Origin of the sequence: Kosakonia sp. ML.JS2a, assembly GCF_025642095.1 — a bacterium.
In the GTDB taxonomy this organism is placed as follows: Bacteria; Pseudomonadota; Gammaproteobacteria; order Enterobacterales; family Enterobacteriaceae.
The window spans coordinates 745,983-761,179 of the sequence record NZ_CP106754.1 but is presented as its reverse complement, the minus strand read 5'-3'; the positions used below and the strand labels follow the sequence as shown (position 1 = coordinate 761,179).

Genomic DNA, 15,197 nt, shown 5'->3' with positions numbered 1-15,197 from the left:
GCCGTTTTTATATCCCTTGCATGGTGCGAATTCTCGCCACATCCTCTCCCGGCGTCAGACCGAAATAGCGTTTAAACTCACGGCTGAACTGCGACGGACTTTCATAGCCAACGCGTATCGCCGCAGCGCTGGCTTTCATGCCGTCATGCACCATCAGCATGCGCGCTTTGTGCAGACGGTAGCTCTTCAGGTACTGCAATGGCGAGGTGCTGGTCACTGACTTAAAGTTGTGGTGAAACGCAGAAACGCTCATGTTGGCTTCGGCGGCAAGCTGATCGACGCTCAGATTCTCCGTGTACTGGCTCTCAATGCGCTTCAGCACCCGGCTAATCAGGCTAAAGTGCGTCTGGCGACTCACCAACGCCAGCAGTGCACCGCCGCGCGGCCCGGTCAGCACATGGTAAAGCATCTCGCGGATAATCTGTTTACCGAGAATACGCGCATCCAGCGGGCGCTCCATCACGTCCAGCAAGCGTTCGGCGGCGCACAGGATCTCTTCCGACAAGACCGCCGAGTTAATACCGCTCGCGGCGATATCGGGGCGAAAGAGTTCATCTTCGCCAATATCCATCAGCAGCTCCTGTAATTGCAGGATATCGACATTTAAGCGAAGCCCCGCCAAGGGCACGTCCGGCGTGGCAAAGGTTTCACACTCAAACGGCAGCGGCACCGTCAGCAATAAATACTCGTTGGTGTCATAGCGAAAAACGCGCTCATTGATATAACCGATTTTATGACCGGAAAAGAGAAAAACGATCCCCGGCAGGTACATCACCGGCGTTCGGGTTCCCGGCTGAGTCCCGTACAGCAAACGGATATCCGGTAACAGTTCACTCAGTCTGTTTTCATTAACTTTCAGCGACTTAATCTTTTCAGTCAGCTGCAAACAAATCTCTTCGCGCTTCATTTTCCGCTACTCCGGCAAGGCTTTTTGACACATACAGTGTGCTCAGTTTTGTGTTTTTTCTCCAGTCTGAAAGAGAAACAGGCAAGACATTCGCAGGAATGTGCATTGAGAGAGACGCCGCCCACGCCCACAATAATCACCATCAGGCAGACGACTGCCGGACTATTTTTCACCCAATGAGAAGGGAACGAGCAATGAATAACTTTAATCTGCATACCCCTACCCGCATCCTGTTTGGTAAAGGCGCAATTGCCAACCTGCGTGAGCAAATCCCGGCGGATGCCCGCGTGTTGATTACCTATGGCGGCGGCAGCGTGAAGAAAAACGGCGTGCTGGACCAGGTCTACAGCGCGCTGCAAGGTCTGGATGTCCGTGAATTCAGCGGCATTGAGCCAAACCCAACGTACGAAACCCTGATGAAGGCCGTAAAAATCGTGCAAGACGAAAACATCACGTTCTTGCTGGCGGTAGGCGGTGGTTCCGTACTCGATGGCACCAAATTTATCGCCGCAGCAGCGCAGTACGCAGACGGCATCGATCCGTGGCACATCCTGCAAACGCGGGGAAGTGACATCAAAAGCGCCATTCCGATGGGTTCCGTGCTGACGCTGCCAGCCACCGGTTCTGAATCCAACGCAGGCGCGGTGGTATCTCGTAAAGCAACCGGCGACAAACAGGCGTTCCACTCTGCGTTCGTGCAGCCCGTATTTGCGATCCTCGATCCGGTGTATACCTACACCCTGCCGCCGCGTCAGGTGGCGAATGGTGTGGTGGATGCCTTTGTCCATACCGTCGAGCAGTACGTTACCTATCCGGTGGACGGTAAAATTCAGGACCGTTTCGCCGAAGGTATTTTGCTGACGCTGATTGAAGAAGGCCCGAAAGCGTTGCAGGAACCGGAAAACTACGACGTGCGCGCCAACGTGATGTGGGCGGCGACGCAGGCGCTGAATGGTCTGATTGGCGCAGGCGTACCGCAGGACTGGGCAACACATATGCTCGGCCATGAACTGACCGCGATGCACGGTCTTGACCATGCGCAAACCCTGGCGGTTGTTCTGCCTGCACTGTGGAATGAAAAACGCGACACCAAGCACGCCAAACTGCTGCAATACGCTGAGCGCGTATGGAATATCACTGAAGGCTCTGAAAACGAGCGTATCGATGCGGCCATTGAAGCGACGCGTAACTTCTTCGAACGTATGGGCGTACCAACGCGCCTGTCCGGTTACGGCCTGGACGGTAGCTCTATTCCGGCGCTGTTGAGCAAGCTCGAAGAACACGGTATGACGCAGCTTGGCGAACACCAGGATATTACGCTGGAAGTCAGTCGTCGCATCTACGAAGCGGCGCGCTAAGTCTCGCCTGGCAACGGCTTTCGTTTTTGGTTTTTTCGACCACACTTAATGCACACCACCTTACCGGGCCTGTCCCGGTAAGCCTATTGAAAGGAGAAATGCATGACACATCCCACCGTGATTAAGCTTTCTGACGGCACACTGATGCCGCAACTGGGTCTTGGCGTGTGGAAAGCGAGCAACGAGGAAGTGGTTACCGCGATTCATAAGGCACTGGATGTGGGGTATCGATCCATTGATACCGCCGCGGCCTATAAAAACGAAGAAGGCGTGGGCAAAGCGATTGCCAGTTCAGGCGTACCGCGCGATGAATTATTCATTACCACCAAGTTGTGGAACGACGATCAGCAGCGCCCGGCGCAAGCATTAAAAGAGAGCCTGAAAAAACTGCAGCTTGAGTATGTCGATCTCTATCTGATGCACTGGCCGGTACCGGCCATCGATCATTATGTCGAAGCGTGGCAGGGAATGATCGCATTGCAGCAACAGGGGCTGGTGAAAAGCATCGGCGTGTGCAACTTTCAGATCCCGCACCTGCAACGCCTGATTGATGAAACGAGCGTCGCGCCGGTGATTAACCAAATCGAGCTGCACCCGTTAATGCAACAGCGTCAGTTGCACGCCTGGAATGCAACGCACAAGATCCAGACCGAGTCCTGGAGCCCGCTGGCGCAAGGCGGCGAAGGGGTTTTCGATCAGAAAATCATCCGTTCGCTGGCGGATAAATACAGCAAAACGCCAGCGCAGGTGGTGATCCGCTGGCATCTCGATAGCGGGCTGGTGGTGATCCCGAAATCGGTCACGCCATCACGCATTGCCGAGAACTTTGATGTCTGGGATTTCCGCCTGGATAAAGACGAGCTGGCGGAAATCGCCAAACTGGATGCCGGTAAACGGCTGGGGCCGGACCCGGATCAGTTCGGCGGTTAAGGCCCGTTGACCATAAAAAAAAGCCCGGTGTGAACCGGGCATTTTTATGTTGACTTAACGCACCCGCGTGGCTTTTTTCTTCGCCGGTGCAGCGTTTTTACCGTTGCTACGCTGGTGCACAATCGGCGTGTGTTTGGTCAGCGCTGGCTGCGACTGGCGGTTCTGACGGCGCGCTTCACGCATCTCATCCAGCGTCGGTGCCGGTACCAGACATTCGCGGCGCGAGCCAATCAAATGCTTTTTACCCATCGCTTCCAGCGCCTGGCGCAGCAGCGGCCAGTTAACCGGATCGTGGTAACGCAGCAGCGCTTTATGCAGACGGCGCTGTTTGTCCCCTTTCGGCACCACCACCTCTTCGCTCTTATAGTCGATTTTCGACAGCGGGTTTTTGCCGGTGTAATACATGGTCGTCGAGTTCGCCAGCGGCGAGGGGTAGAAGTTCTGCACCTGGTCAAGACGGAAGCGGTGGCGCTTCAGCCACAGCGCCAGGTTCACCATATCTTCATCACGCGTACCGGGGTGCGCAGAGATAAAATAGGGGATCAGATACTGTTCTTTACCCGCCTGTTTGGAATAGGTGTCGAACAACTGCTTAAAGCGGTCATAGCTGCCCATTCCCGGCTTCATCATCTTCGACAACGGCCCTTCTTCGGTATGCTCCGGAGCAATCTTCAGATACCCCCCCACGTGGTGGGTCGCCAGCTCTTTCACATAGCGCGGATCTTCAACGGCCAGATCGTAACGCACGCCAGAGGCAATCAGGATCTTTTTAATGCCTTTCAAATCACGGGCGCGGCGATAGAGATCGATCGTCGGCTGGTGATTGGTATCCATATGCGGGCAGATCTCCGGGTAAACGCAAGAGAGTCGACGACAGGTCTGTTCCGCACGCGGCGATTTGCAGCGCAGCATATACATGTTTGCGGTCGGCCCGCCGAGGTCGGAAATCACCCCGGTAAAGCCCGGCACGCTATCGCGAATCGCTTCGATCTCATTGATGATCGAATCTTCGGAACGGCTCTGAATGATACGGCCTTCATGCTCGGTGATGGAGCAGAAAGAGCAGCCGCCAAAACAGCCACGCATAATATTGATGGAGAAGCGGATCATCTCATACGCCGGGATACGGCTGTTGCCATACGCCGGGTGCGGCACGCGCTTATATGGCAGGGCAAACACGCTGTCCATCTCTTCGGTCGACAGCGGGATAGCCGGCGGGTTGATCCAGATGTAACGATCGCCGTGCTTTTGCATCAGCGCGCGGGCGCAGCCAGGGTTGGTTTCGTGGTGCAAAATACGTGACGCGTGAGCGTAGAGCACCTTATCGCTTTTCACCTTCTCAAAAGAAGGCAGCAGCACATAGGTTTTTTCCCACGGTTTCGGGCGCGGCGGCTGCACGGTCACACGTTTTGCTTCCTGCGCTTGCGGCTCTACGGGTTTGTTGTCCGCACAGGGTAAATCTTCGCCATAGGGATGCGGGATCGGGTCGATCTTACCTGGGGTGTCGAGGCGGGTGGAATCCACCCCGCTCCAGCCCGGCAGCGCTTCTTTGACGATGATCGCGGTGTTACGCACATCGCGGATCTGCGCGATCGGCTCGCCTGCGGCCAGACGATGGGCCACTTCCACCAGCGGGCGCTCACCGTTGCCAAACATCAGCATATCGGCTTTGGCGTCAATCAGCACCGAGCGGCGCACGGTATCAGACCAGTAATCATAATGCGCGGTACGGCGCAGGCTGGCTTCAATACCGCCGAGGATCACCGGCACCTCTTTCCACGCTTCTTTACAGCGCTGTGTGTAGGCCAGCGTGGCGCGATCCGGGCGCTTACCGGCGACGTTATCCGGGGTGTAGGCATCGTCATGACGCAGCTTACGATCGGCGGTGTAGCGGTTGATCATCGAATCCATGTTGCCAGCAGTCACGCCGAAGAACAGGTTCGGTTTGCCCAGGCGCATAAAGTCGTCTTTGCTGTTCCAGTCCGGTTGGGAAATGATGCCAACGCGAAACCCCTGCGCTTCCAGCATACGGCCGCAAATCGCCATCCCGAAACTGGGGTGATCGACATAAGCATCGCCCGTCACCAGAATAATGTCGCAACTATCCCAGCCAAGTTGATCCATCTCTTCGCGCGACATCGGCAAAAACGGCGCAGGGCCGAAGCAGGCCGCCCAGTACTGAGGCCATGAGAAAAGGTCACGATCCGGTTGGATCAGGGATATTGCGCTCATCTTGCTTCCAAAAATGGTAAAAAAATAATCAAAGGGCGGCGATTATACGCCGTAATTTGACCGGAAATGAAGGAGGATTTTGTACAGGACAGCAGCCTGACAGGTAAAAACCTGGCAGGCTTACACATGTTACGGCGCCGGGTTCACCAGCAACTGCCCTACCGAACCGCGGTCGGTCATCTCCAGCGTCTGGCTTTGATACTGGAACGGGAAGTGCGGCCAGGAAGGCTGACCGAACCACACCAGCAGTTCCACCTGCCCGTCGATCCAGACTGTATCTTTCCAGCCCCGGTCTTCCGGGAATGGCATCGCGCCGTTAACGTTGCGCACCAAAAACATCACGCCTTCTATATGGAAGGATTGCGGCATTTCGGCGCGGACGGTCCAGCGCTCCCAGGTGCCTTGCTGAGTGGTGATATCGATCCGCTGCGGATCCCACAACTGCCCGTTAATACCCGGATCGCTGCCCAGCGTGATATCCCGGCTGCGGGTTGGTGTGCCAGCCATAATCTCCGACGGTAGCAGGCGCATAGGCAACGTGTCCGTCACCAGCGGCAGCAGCCCGGTTGGGCGCAACGTCAACACCAGCGTCGAAATCAGGATGCTGGAAGGCTCAAAGAAGCCGCGCACCCGATCCATCAGGGTTGCCGCTTCGCCACAGGTGATCGACACTTCATCACCGTTGGTCATATCCACCAGCACCTCGCGGCGCTCCCCTGGCGCCAGCGACAGCTGCTTTACCGAGACCGGCGCAGGTAAAAAGCCCTGGTCTCCGGCAATCACATGCAGTGCGCGACCATCGCTCATTTGTAACTGGTAGCGCCGGGAGTTCGAGGCATTTAACAGACGCAGGCGCACCCAGCCGCGGGAAACATCCACATACGGGCTTTGCGCACCGTTCACCAACAGCGTATCACCGACAAAGCCGCCGCTACCGGGTTCGCTGTATTGCGGCGTGCCAAAATTATCCAGCCGTTTATCCTGAATAATGACCGGGAAATCATCCACGCCGTAGTGGTTCGGTATCGGTAACGACTTACTGATCTCGTCTTCCACCAGCCACATTCCCGCAAGGCCGTTATAGACCTGCTGCGCAGTGCGGTTCGGCGTATTGGCGTGATACCACAGTGTCCCGGCGTTCTGGCGAATAGGCAGCACCGGCGCCCAGTCGTTATTGGCGGTCATCATGCGCGCCGCGCCGCCAATCAGCGGCCCTGGCACCTGCAACCCGCTGACGGTCATTGCCACGTTCTCCGCCAGTCGGTTGCTATAAATCAGTTTGACGTCATCGCCGTTCCATACCCGGATCGTTGGCCCCAGATAACGCCCATTAATGCCGAAAACCTGGGCGCGCGTACCGGTCGTAAATGACCAGTGCGTACGTTGCAGGGTAAGAAACAGCGGTTGCCCGCGACGGGATTCAAACAGGGGAGGAACGGGCAGTTGCGGTTGTTGCCCGGCGGCATTTGCCCTCAGCGGCACCGCACCTGCACATAGCGCAACCCCGGATGCCTGAATAAACTGACGCCGACTGAGTGACATATTTGCTCCGTGTAACACTGACTCTTCGCCGCAAACATCACTGTCTGCGGACTTATTAACAACAAAAGGTTAAACCCGACCGGCGGCTTCGCGTTCTGCAACTTCTTTATCGAGTTCCTCGATTTTCTTTGCCATCACTTCACGGCAATGGGTCGCCAGCTCGCGCACCTGATCTTTACCAAACCGGGTGATATCAATGGGCGGCAGCATCTCAACGATCACCAACCCGTTACGCAGGCGGTTGAGATTAATTTTGTTTGAGGTCGTCGACACGCACACCGGAATGATCGGCACACCGGCGGCAATCGCGGCGTGAAACGCCCCGGTTTTAAACGGCAGCAAACCGCGACCGCGGCTGCGGGTGCCTTCCGGAAACATCCAGATGGAAATATTGCGTTTCTGGATCTGCTTAACCACTTCGGCAATGGTGCCATGGGCTTTCGCACGGTTATTACGATCAATCAGCAGATTACCGGTCAGCCAGTAGAGCTGACCAAAAAACGGGATCCACAGCAGGCTCTTTTTACCGACCGTCACCGTTGGCGGCAGCACAATGCTGGACGCGGTCACCATATCGAAGTTGTTCTGATGGTTCGCAATATAGATAGCGTTGCCGAACTGCTCAGCGCCCGGCGGCAGGCGGGTTTCAACTTTCAGCCCAAAAACCGGCGCCAGTCGACCAAACATATGACCGAAGGTCGCAACATGTTTTGGATTACGCGGACTAAACAGGCAGTAAAGGGACCCGAATACGCACACCAGAATGGAATAAATAACAACGATGATTACGCGAAAAATGAATAGCATAGCGACCTCTGAAGCCCATACCTTTGAGCATTATATACACGCCAGCAGCACTACGCTGAGGCTGGCGGCGCCACGATGAGCCATCAACTGGCCTGGGCTTTGTGTTATGCGGCCTTTAAAAAAGCGTATTGTTAATCGCAATTGCCGAATTAACAACGCTTTTACGGGAAATTTTAATGTAGAAACGTGTCTCCATCAGGGGCGATGGAGACACGCTTATGTCGGTTACTCTTCGCTGTCGCCCGCCGTCGGACGGGAAGGCGCATCAATCTCAACACGATCGATACGCTGCAAACCGCGCATCAGCGTTCCGCGGCGTCCGCGTTCACCCTGCACTTTTTGCAGCTCTTCAGGACGCAGCTTGATTTTGCGTTTGCCGACATGGATGGTTAACGTGCTCTGCGGCGGCAACAGGTAGAGGTGCGCAAGCCCGTCGGCGCCATTGGCTGCATCCGCAGACGGAATACCGATGATCTTGTTGCCTTTCCCTTTCGACAACTGCGGCAAATCGCTGACCGGGAACATCAGCATACGACCGGCGGTGGTGATCGCCAGCAGCATATCGTCATCGTTAACGATTTCCAGCGGCGGCATCACCCGCGCATTATCCGGCAGGCTGATCAGCGTTTTACCGGCACGATTACGTGCGACTAAGTCGTTAAAGGTGCACACAAAACCGTAACCCGCATCCGACGCCATCAGCAGTTTCTGCTCATCGTTGCTCATCACCATATGTTCAACGGTCGCGCCCGGCGGCAGCGTCAGCTTACCGGTCAGTGGTTCGCCCTGACCCCGTGCGGACGGCAGCGTAATCGGGTCGATCGCGTAACTGCGCCCGGTGGAGTCAATAAACACCACCGGCTGATTGCTCTTGCCTTTCGCCGACGCTTTCCAGCTATCCCCGGCTTTGTAACTCAGTCCCTGCGCGTCAATGTCGTGGCCTTTGGCGCTACGCACCCAGCCCATTTGCGACAGCACAATGGTCACCGGCTCAGACGGTTGCATATCGTGCTCGTTCATCGCTTTCGCTTCTTCGCGTTCATGCAGCGGAGAACGGCGATCGTCGCCGAAGGCATCTGCATCAGCCTGCAGCTCTTTCTTCAGCAGAGTGTTCATCTTGCGCTCGGAGGCGAGGATCGCTTGCAGGTGATCGCGCTCTTTCGCCAGATCATCCTGCTCACCGCGGATCTTCATCTCTTCCAGTTTGGCGAGATGGCGCAGTTTTAACTCGAGGATCGCTTCCGCCTGCGTCTCGCTGATGCCAAAGCGTGACATCAGCGCCGGCTTCGGTTCGTCCTCGGTACGGATAATCTCGATCACTTCGTCGATGTTGAGGAACGCCACCAGCAAACCTTCCAGGATATGCAGGCGCTTGAGGACTTTTTCCAGACGATGATTCAGGCGGCGGCGCACGGTATCGCGGCGGAACGCCAGCCATTCGGTGAGGATCTCCAGCAAGTTTTTCACTGCCGGACGACCATCCAGACCGATCATATTCAGGTTAATGCGGTAGCTCTTTTCCAGATCGGTGGTAGCGAACAGGTGGTTCATTACCTGCTCCATGTCCACGCGATTGGAGCGCGGGACGATCACCAGACGCGTCGGGTTTTCATGATCCGACTCGTCGCGCAGATCGTCGACCATCGGCAATTTTTTATTGCGCATCTGGGCGGCGATTTGCTCCAGCACGCGCGCGCCGGAAACCTGGTGCGGCAGCGCCGTGATCACCACTGCGCCATCCTCTTTTTTCCACACCGCGCGCATACGCACCGATCCGCGCCCATTCTGGTAAATTTTGCGGATCTCGGCGCGGGAGGTAATGATTTCCGCTTCGGTCGGGTAGTCCGGCCCCTGCACAATATCCAGCAACTGGTCGAGCGTGGTTTTCGGCTGCTCGATCAGGGCGATAGCCGCATTAGCGACCTCACGCAAGTTATGCGGCGGAATGTCCGTCGCCATCCCCACCGCAATCCCGGTGGTGCCGTTCAGCAGGATGTTCGGCAGGCGCGCAGGCAGCATTTTCGGCTCCTGCATCGTACCGTCGAAGTTCGGCACCCAGTCAACGGTGCCCTGGCCCAGTTCGCTCAGCAGCAAATCGGCATATTTCGACAGACGGGATTCGGTATAACGCATGGCGGCGAAGGACTTCGGATCGTCCGGCGCCCCCCAGTTGCCCTGCCCATCGACCAGCGGATAGCGGTAGGAGAACGGCTGCGCCATCAACACCATGGCTTCATAGCAGGCGCTGTCGCCGTGCGGGTGGTATTTACCCAGGACGTCGCCCACGGTACGGGCGGATTTCTTGAATTTGGCGCTGGCGTTCAGCCCCAGTTCAGACATCGCGTAAACGATGCGGCGTTGAACAGGTTTCAGGCCATCACCGATAAACGGCAACGCACGATCCATGATGACGTACATGGAGTAGTTCAGGTATGCGTTTTCCGTAAATTCATGCAGCGCAAGGCGCTCTGCCATATCGCTCATTAATCGTGATTCCTCAACGTGTGCGCCCGCCTGTACGGCGGCAATATTGCCGCAGATACTACCCTATCTGCGGCGAGGAGTCATAGTGATGAGCGATTTTTTCACGCGCGCCTGGCGCTTACTGGGCGACCTTGCTGATCTCTTTTACGTCGATTTCCACCGAGTTCCAGTCTTTATCCACTTCGCCCTGGATCTCCACCACATCCTGCGGTCCGACGGTCACGCCATTCCAGCGTTTACGGTTGATATCCACATTGATGGTGCCGGTGGCATCTTTGAATAAATAGGTATCGTCGGAGACGCGCTCAACGATGTTCCCCCGCAACGTAACCCAGGCATCGTCACGCAGCGACTTCACGCTCTCAACGGTGGCTTTGCTGCCGTTCGGCCCGGTAAAACCCCCGCTCTGCTGAGTGGCGCCAGGGCCAGTAAACCCACCCTGATTCGCGGCGAAAGCCGGGGCGGAACATAACGCGAATACGGCAATCATGGCGGCAGTCTTTTTCATTTTTTCTCTCCCTTTTCCTGTGGTTTGCGACCATTTAACCGGCCATTCCTTAACGACTTCTTAACGGGAAAAAAGATAATTTTTCGCTGTACATTGCCTGTCGCCAACGGGTTTACTGCCCATAACAGGGTGGTGAAAGGAGGCATTGTGCGCATTTTACTGATTGAAGATGACACGCTCATCGGCGACGGCATCAAAACCGGACTCAGCAAAAAGGGATTTAGCGTCGACTGGTTCACGGACGGCAAACAAGGGAAAGAGGCGCTGTTTACCGCCCCTTATGACGCGGTGATCCTCGACTTAACGCTCCCCGGTATCGATGGCCTCGACATTCTGCGCGACTGGCGCGAACAACAACGCGCCGAACCGGTGCTGATCCTGACCGCCCGCGACGCCCTTAATCAACGGGTGGAAGGCCTGCGTCTGGGTGCGGATGACTATTTGTGCAAACCCTTTGCGCTGATCGAAGTGGCCGCCCGGCTGGAAGCCCTGATTCGCCGTACGCATGGTCACACGCAAAGTACGCTGCGCCACGGCGACGTGACGCTGGATCCGGGCAGCCTGGTCGCCACGCTGAATGGCGAAACGCTGGCACTAAAACCGAAGGAGTTTGCCCTGCTGGAACTGTTACTGCGCAACGCCGGGCGCGTACTGCCGCGTAAACTCATCGAAGAGAAGCTCTATAACTGGGATGACGATGTCACCAGCAATGCCGTGGAAGTGCATGTGCACCACTTGCGGCGCAAACTGGGCAGCCACTTTATCCGCACGGTTCACGGCATCGGTTACACCCTGGGAGAAGCATGAAACGCACCCGCCCGTTGAGTCTGCGCCTGCGCCTGACGCTACTGTTTTTACTGTTATCGATGGCGGCCTGGCTGTGCGCCAGCCTGGTTGCCTGGCAGCAGACCCGCGATAAGCTCAACAAGTTGTTCGACACCCAGCAAATGTTGTTCGCCAAGCGCCTGAGCGTCATGGAGTTTGAACAACTGCAAAGTGCCGCACCGCAGATCGCGAAGAAAAAGGTGAAACACGGCCATCTCGACGACGATGCGCTGGCGTTCGCCATCTATTCGACAGACGGCAAAATGCTGCTGCACGATGGCGAGAACGGCAAAGAGATTCCCTATAACTATCACCGCGAAGGGTTTGATAATGGCCACCTGCGCGATGATGACGACAAGTGGCGCTTTCTGTGGCTCACCGCTGAAGACAAGCGCTTTCGCATTGTTGTCGGTCAGGAGTGGGATTACCGCCAGGAGATGGCGCTGGAGATTATTACCTCGCAGCTCACGCCGTGGCTTGTCGCCCTGCCGTTGATGCTCATTCTGCTGGTTGTTCTTCTGAGTCTGGAGCTGCGCCCGCTGAAAAAACTGGCGCTGGCGCTGCGCATTCGCGCGCCGGATCTCGCCGAGCCGTTACCTGCCGACGGTGTGCCCCGTGAAGTGCGCCCGCTGGTGGAGGCGCTGAACCAGCTCTTTGCCCGCACCCATACGATGATGCAGCGCGAGCGGCGTTTCACCTCCGATGCCGCGCATGAGCTGCGCAGCCCGCTGGCGGCGCTGAAAGTGCAGACCGACGTGGCCCAGCTTTCCGATGACGATCCCATTGATCGGCAAAAAGCGCTGGCTCAGTTACATGTGGGGATCGATCGCGCTGCCCGTCTGGTGGATCAGCTACTGACGCTGTCACGACTCGACTCACTGGATAATCTTGACGATCTCGAACCCATCTCCCTGGCTGCGCTGCTGCAATCCGCGGTGATGGATAACTACCATCCGGCGCAGCAGGCCGGGATTGACGTCCGTCTGCATCTGCATGACACCACCGTCAGCCGCCAGGGCCAGCCACTGTTACTCAGCCTGCTGGTACGTAATCTGCTGGACAACGCCATTCGCTACAGCCCGGCGGGCAGTACCGTGGATGTCACGCTCGACGCGCAGTGTTTTAGCGTAAGGGATAATGGCCCCGGCATTCGCGAAGAGGCGCTGGCGCGCATTGGTGAGCGTTTCTATCGCCCGCCCGGGCAGAGTGAAACCGGCAGCGGGTTGGGCCTGTCGATTGTGCAGCGCATCGCCGGGCTGCATCACATGACGGTGACGTTCGGAAATCATCCGCAGGGGGGATTTATCGCGCGGGTCAGTTGGTAGCGGCATTATTGCTGTGAAAGCAAAAGTCTTTGCACTTTTTGCCAATTTCACCGCACCGTCGATCGGGATACCATGGCCCGCAAACGTATTTCGCTGAGGAAATCCCATGAGCAATATTCTGATTATCAATGGCGCGAAGCAATTCGCCCACTCAAAAGGTCAACTGAATGACACCCTGACCGAGGTCGCGGAAAGTTTTCTGCGCGACGCCGGGCATGATGTTCGCACCGTCCGCGCCGATGGCGAGTATGACGTAAAAGAAGAAGTGCAGAACTTTCTGTGGGCGGACACCATCATCTGGCAGATGCCAGGCTGGTGGATGGGCGCACCCTGGACGGTGAAAAAATATATGGACGATGTTTTCACCGAAGGCCACGGCGCACTCTACGCCAGCGATGGTCGCACCCGTTCCGACGCCTCGAAAAAATACGGTTCCGGCGGCCTGATTCAGGGCAAAACCTATATGTTGTCGCTGACCTGGAACGCGCCAATGGAAGCCTTTACCGAGAAAGAACAGTTCTTCCACGGTGTCGGCGTAGACGGCGTCTATCTGCCGTTTCACAAGGCAAATCAGTTCCTTGGTATGGACGCGCTGCCGACCTTTATCACCAATGATGTGATCAAAATGCCGGATGTCCCGCGTTATATCGCAGAATATCGCAAGCATCTGACGGAGATTTTTGCTTAACTGTGAAGCTGGACTTATAGGGAGTAGGTTAATCATGTTGACAGTAATTGCAGAAATCCGTACCCGTCCAGGGCAACATCATCGCCAGGCGGTTCTCGATCAGTTCGCGAAGATAGTGCCGGTTGTATTGCAGGAAGAAGGATGTCATGGCTATGCGCCGCTGGTGGATCACGCCGCGAACGTGAGCTTTCAAACCACCGCACCGGACTCCATCATGATGGTGGAAGTATGGGAAAGCGTGGCGCACCTTGAAGCCCATCTGCAAACGCCGCATATGAAAGCGTGGAGCGAAGCAGTAAAAGGCGATGTGCTGGAAACCCATATCCGTATTCTGGAAGCGGGTCTCTGAGTGTTGTCTTCCCCTCTCCCTGCCGGGAGAGGGAAGTGTTACCTACCAGTAGAGTTTCCAGCTTTGCAAAAACCGCGCCAGCGCCTCCACATAGAAATAATCCCCCCAGCTACAGCACTCATCCACCCCTTTATTGCTCGCCAGATGGTAAACCGAATGCTTGAGCAACCCGGTAGTGGCCTCGTTTTTCCCCGCCAGGTAGTGTTTGCCTAACGATGACATGATCTGCATGGCCCACTGCTGATAACGCGCGCGATCCGGATCGGTCACTGGCAGGTGCTTAATCAGCTCCAGCAAACCACACACGGCAATCGCGGCCGACGAGGAGTCCCGCAGCGCGTCGGTGCCGACCAGCGCCAAATCCCAATGGCAGACCGCATCGTCCGGTAAGCGGTTGAGGAAATAGTTAGCCAGCCGTTTCGACAGCGCCACCATCTCGCGGTCGCCGGTATAAATGAAACTCAACAGAAAACCGTAGATCCCCCACGCCTGACCGCGCGACCAGCATGAGTCATCCGCATAGCCTTGCTGCGTATTGCCGTAGCGCGGTGCACCGGTTTTCACGTCCATATAGTAAGTATGGAAGGTGGATGCATCTTCGCGGATCAGGTACTTCGCCGCCTGCTGCACGTGGGCCACAGCCGCGTCGGCAAAACGCCGATCCCCGGTTTGCTCCGTCGCCCAATAGAGCAGCGGCAGGTTCATGTTGCAGTCGATGATCATGCGACCGGCCTGCTCCGGATCCGCGAGATCGCCCCACGCCTGGATGATCTGCGCCTTTTGGTGGAAGCGTTCCAACAGTGCTTCCGCCGCCAGCAACGCAAAACCTCGCGCGTCCCGATTGCCGGTCAACCGCCAGCCCGCCACGCAGGAGAGCGTGTATAAAAAGCCCAAATCGTGAGTGTTAGTATCATGACGCCCGGCGATGCGCACGCCGAAAGAGCGCACATGCCGCTCCGCCAGCGCACGAAAGGGTTCCTCACCGCTCATCTCCCACGCCAGCCATAATTGCCCGGTCCAGAAACTGGTGGTCCACTCGATATTATCGGTTAACGGATAATATCCCTGCACGCAGGTTTCGGCGGGGAACTTATCTCCGAATTCCGTTAAATGACGGCGAATCAGTTCAAGGGTATGCGCCCGCGCGGTCTCCAGTTCATCTTTAAAGGTCTGCGCATCAATCGTAGCGCCTGGATAATCGCGTAGCGTTTCCTCAACGATTTTACTTAACATATTTCGGTT

The 15,197-nt window shown here is 56.5% G+C and carries 13 protein-coding genes; 6 read left to right on the top strand and 7 right to left on the bottom strand.

Annotation, left to right across the window (positions count from 1 at the left end; translation table 11 throughout):
• Window positions 1-7: 7 nt before the first annotated feature.
• Window positions 8-907 (bottom strand): AraC family transcriptional regulator, encoded by a 900-nt coding sequence (locus N7922_RS03645; protein ID WP_263099289.1) that lies wholly within the window; start codon window positions 905-907, stop codon window positions 8-10.
• A gap of 194 nt (window positions 908-1,101) precedes the next feature.
• Here N7922_RS03645 and yqhD point away from each other — a divergent pair, with 194 nt between their 5' ends.
• Both yqhD and dkgA read left to right on the top strand, forming a co-directional pair.
• Window positions 1,102-2,265 carry an alcohol dehydrogenase gene (yqhD, locus tag N7922_RS03640; RefSeq protein WP_263099288.1) on the top strand — a complete coding sequence of 388 codons (1,164 nt, stop codon included), beginning with the start codon at window positions 1,102-1,104 and terminating at the stop codon, window positions 2,263-2,265.
• A gap of 102 nt (window positions 2,266-2,367) precedes the next feature.
• The gene (dkgA, locus tag N7922_RS03635; RefSeq protein WP_263099287.1) at window positions 2,368-3,195 is read left to right on the top strand and encodes a 2,5-didehydrogluconate reductase DkgA; all 828 of its coding nucleotides are present in this window, start codon (window positions 2,368-2,370) and stop codon (window positions 3,193-3,195) included.
• Window positions 3,196-3,249: 54 nt separating this feature from the next.
• Here dkgA and N7922_RS03630 read toward each other — a convergent pair whose 3' ends face one another.
• From N7922_RS03630 to N7922_RS03610, 5 genes are all read right to left on the bottom strand, one after another.
• Window positions 3,250-5,427, bottom strand: coding sequence for a YgiQ family radical SAM protein (locus tag N7922_RS03630; protein WP_263099286.1), 2,178 nt, complete (start codon window positions 5,425-5,427; stop codon window positions 3,250-3,252).
• Window positions 5,428-5,556: 129 nt separating this feature from the next.
• Window positions 5,557-6,969 carry a cell division protein FtsP gene (ftsP, locus tag N7922_RS03625; RefSeq protein WP_263099285.1) on the bottom strand — a complete coding sequence of 471 codons (1,413 nt, stop codon included), beginning with the start codon at window positions 6,967-6,969 and terminating at the stop codon, window positions 5,557-5,559.
• A gap of 69 nt (window positions 6,970-7,038) precedes the next feature.
• Window positions 7,039-7,776, bottom strand: a complete 738-nt coding sequence (gene plsC / locus N7922_RS03620) for a 1-acylglycerol-3-phosphate O-acyltransferase (protein ID WP_263099284.1) — start codon at window positions 7,774-7,776, stop codon at window positions 7,039-7,041.
• Window positions 7,777-8,001: 225 nt separating this feature from the next.
• Window positions 8,002-10,260, bottom strand: a complete 2,259-nt coding sequence (parC, locus tag N7922_RS03615) for a DNA topoisomerase IV subunit A (protein ID WP_263099283.1) — start codon at window positions 10,258-10,260, stop codon at window positions 8,002-8,004.
• Between the two features lie 118 nt (window positions 10,261-10,378).
• Window positions 10,379-10,768: a YgiW/YdeI family stress tolerance OB fold protein gene (locus tag N7922_RS03610; RefSeq protein WP_263099282.1), complete on the bottom strand. Its 390-nt coding sequence runs from the start codon at window positions 10,766-10,768 to the stop codon at window positions 10,379-10,381.
• A gap of 147 nt (window positions 10,769-10,915) precedes the next feature.
• On the opposite strand from N7922_RS03610, the gene qseB reads away from it, so the two are divergent.
• The 4 genes from qseB (at window position 10,916) to N7922_RS03590 (ending at window position 13,955) form a co-directional block, all read left to right on the top strand.
• Window positions 10,916-11,575, top strand: a complete 660-nt coding sequence (gene qseB, locus N7922_RS03605) for a quorum sensing response regulator transcription factor QseB (RefSeq protein WP_263099281.1) — start codon at window positions 10,916-10,918, stop codon at window positions 11,573-11,575.
• The gene (gene qseC / locus N7922_RS03600; RefSeq protein WP_263099280.1) at window positions 11,572-12,918 is read left to right on the top strand and encodes a quorum sensing histidine kinase QseC; all 1,347 of its coding nucleotides are present in this window, start codon (window positions 11,572-11,574) and stop codon (window positions 12,916-12,918) included. Before qseB ends, qseC begins: the two co-directional genes overlap by 4 nt.
• Before the next feature lie 106 nt (window positions 12,919-13,024).
• The gene (locus tag N7922_RS03595; protein WP_263099279.1) at window positions 13,025-13,606 is read left to right on the top strand and encodes an NAD(P)H-dependent oxidoreductase; all 582 of its coding nucleotides are present in this window, start codon (window positions 13,025-13,027) and stop codon (window positions 13,604-13,606) included.
• 34 nt (window positions 13,607-13,640) lie between these two features.
• Entirely contained in the window at window positions 13,641-13,955 is a 315-nt protein-coding gene (locus N7922_RS03590) for a putative quinol monooxygenase (protein ID WP_061493131.1), read from the top strand.
• A 42-nt stretch (window positions 13,956-13,997) separates the two neighbouring features.
• On the opposite strand, the gene N7922_RS03585 is transcribed toward N7922_RS03590, so the two are convergent.
• Window positions 13,998-15,188 (bottom strand): glycoside hydrolase family 88 protein, encoded by a 1,191-nt coding sequence (locus tag N7922_RS03585; protein ID WP_263099278.1) that lies wholly within the window; start codon window positions 15,186-15,188, stop codon window positions 13,998-14,000.
• Window positions 15,189-15,197 lie beyond the last annotated feature (9 nt).

Excerpts from the sequence above, each read along its gene's own strand:
- N7922_RS03645 (WP_263099289.1), bottom strand. The coding sequence starts at position 907 with ATGAAGCGCGAAGAGATTTGTTTGCAGCTGACTGAAAAGATTAAGTCG.
- yqhD (WP_263099288.1), top strand. The coding sequence starts at position 1,102 with ATGAATAACTTTAATCTGCATACCCCTACCCGCATCCTGTTTGGTAAA.
- dkgA (WP_263099287.1), top strand. The coding sequence starts at position 2,368 with ATGACACATCCCACCGTGATTAAGCTTTCTGACGGCACACTGATGCCG.
- N7922_RS03630 (WP_263099286.1), bottom strand. The coding sequence starts at position 5,427 with ATGAGCGCAATATCCCTGATCCAACCGGATCGTGACCTTTTCTCATGG.
- ftsP (WP_263099285.1), bottom strand. The coding sequence starts at position 6,969 with ATGTCACTCAGTCGGCGTCAGTTTATTCAGGCATCCGGGGTTGCGCTA.
- plsC (WP_263099284.1), bottom strand. The coding sequence starts at position 7,776 with ATGCTATTCATTTTTCGCGTAATCATCGTTGTTATTTATTCCATTCTG.
- parC (WP_263099283.1), bottom strand. The coding sequence starts at position 10,260 with ATGAGCGATATGGCAGAGCGCCTTGCGCTGCATGAATTTACGGAAAAC.
- N7922_RS03610 (WP_263099282.1), bottom strand. The coding sequence starts at position 10,768 with ATGAAAAAGACTGCCGCCATGATTGCCGTATTCGCGTTATGTTCCGCC.
- qseC (WP_263099280.1), top strand. The coding sequence starts at position 11,572 with ATGAAACGCACCCGCCCGTTGAGTCTGCGCCTGCGCCTGACGCTACTG.
- N7922_RS03595 (WP_263099279.1), top strand. The coding sequence starts at position 13,025 with ATGAGCAATATTCTGATTATCAATGGCGCGAAGCAATTCGCCCACTCA.
- N7922_RS03590 (WP_061493131.1), top strand. The coding sequence starts at position 13,641 with ATGTTGACAGTAATTGCAGAAATCCGTACCCGTCCAGGGCAACATCAT.
- N7922_RS03585 (WP_263099278.1), bottom strand. The coding sequence starts at position 15,188 with ATGTTAAGTAAAATCGTTGAGGAAACGCTACGCGATTATCCAGGCGCT.